Origin of the sequence: Alteromonas sp. PRIM-21, assembly GCF_027563165.1 — a bacterium.
GTDB classification, from domain to species: Bacteria; Pseudomonadota; Gammaproteobacteria; order Enterobacterales; family Alteromonadaceae; genus Alteromonas; species Alteromonas macleodii_A.
Map to the genome: position 1 here is coordinate 1 of NZ_JADOEK010000034.1, position 1,292 is coordinate 1,292.

The window sequence follows — 1,292 nt, forward strand, 5'->3', positions numbered from 1 at the left end:
TGACTAGTCCTAGAATAAGTTGACACTTATTTTGTTTAGAACGCCCGATGTATCTCATCGGGCGTTTTGTATTTAAGGGCCAGATGCGGGCGTTTTTCATTATATATTGCCACTGACTCCGCTACCATTTTTCTTGCTTCCTCTAAATTGAGAGGTTTGTTAAGCAAGTATTCGTTTTTCAGAATACCATTTATTCTCTCTGCTAAGGCATTTTGATAACAGTCATATCCATCTGTCATAGAGCATTGTATTCTGTGTCTTCTATGGATTTGTTGGTACTCTTCAGAGCAATATTGAAGGCCTCTATCTGAGTGATGTATGAGCTTTTCGTTAGTGCTTTTTTGTTTTAACGCGTTAGTTAAAGCCTTTTTTACCGATTGAGTTTTCATATTATCATCCACCTGATAACCAACAATTTTTCGTGAATAAGCGTCCGTGATGAGGCTTACATAGCTTTCTCCACAGTGTGTTGGTAAATATGTAATATCGGCCACCCACAATTGGTTAGGTTTCTTCGGTTTAAAGCCTGCTTTGATGAGGTTGGGATGACAGCGGAACCTATGATGGCTGTCGGTTGTTTTGTGATAAGCGCGCTTAGTCGGCACGAGCAGTCGTCTTTCTCTGAGTACATTAAACAGGTGGTCTCGACCAATCGAGATGTCACTACATGCAAGGAGATATTGCAACTTGCGAGCGCCTATACGAGGTTGAAGAATCCGTTCCTTTTGAACGAATTTAACAACTTGCTCCTCATGCGCTTCACGTATCATCACGCGTCTACAGTATTGGTAATATGCTTGGCGAGAGATATTTAAGTAACAACAAGCTCGAGTCACAGAGACGCCTTCTACGGCTTTCTCTTGGATGACTTTCCTTTGCGCTTTTTTACAACGCTTACTCCATAATCCGTTTCGAGCACATTGACGACAGCTTCAAAGAAATCCGCTTTCATTTTCGTATCAGCAAGCTCTTTCTCAAGTGCTTTAATACGCTGTTCCGGAGTAAGCTCAGCTTTGGGTTTGTCCACTTCTCTGCCTCCTTTTAGAGACTTAGGTGTTCCGTGACTCCAATTTAAACGACCGTGCTTACGAAGCCAAACTAAAACTGTAGAGCAACCTTGAATACCATAATGGTCTTGAGCTTGTTTGTATGTGTATTCGCCCTTTTCAACTTGGTCTACAACTGCCAATTTAAAAGCGAGAGAATAATCTCGTTGAGTTCTTTTACTATCTGATTTCATAACACTCTCCAAATTAAGTTTGAAAAGTGTCAACGCTATTTAGGATGGGTCA

The 1,292-nt window shown here is 41.0% G+C and carries 1 protein-coding gene; it reads right to left on the reverse strand.

The annotated features are described in order from the left end of the window. Positions 1 to 35 precede the first annotated feature (35 nt). Positions 36 to 1,240, reverse strand: a protein-coding gene (locus IW644_RS19845) for an IS3 family transposase (protein ID WP_269919045.1) whose coding sequence is annotated in 2 segments (ribosomal slippage) — positions 36 to 889 and positions 889 to 1,240 — 1,206 coding nt in all. Because the reading frame shifts where the segments join, the coding sequence is not laid out codon by codon here. Positions 1,241 to 1,292 lie beyond the last annotated feature (52 nt).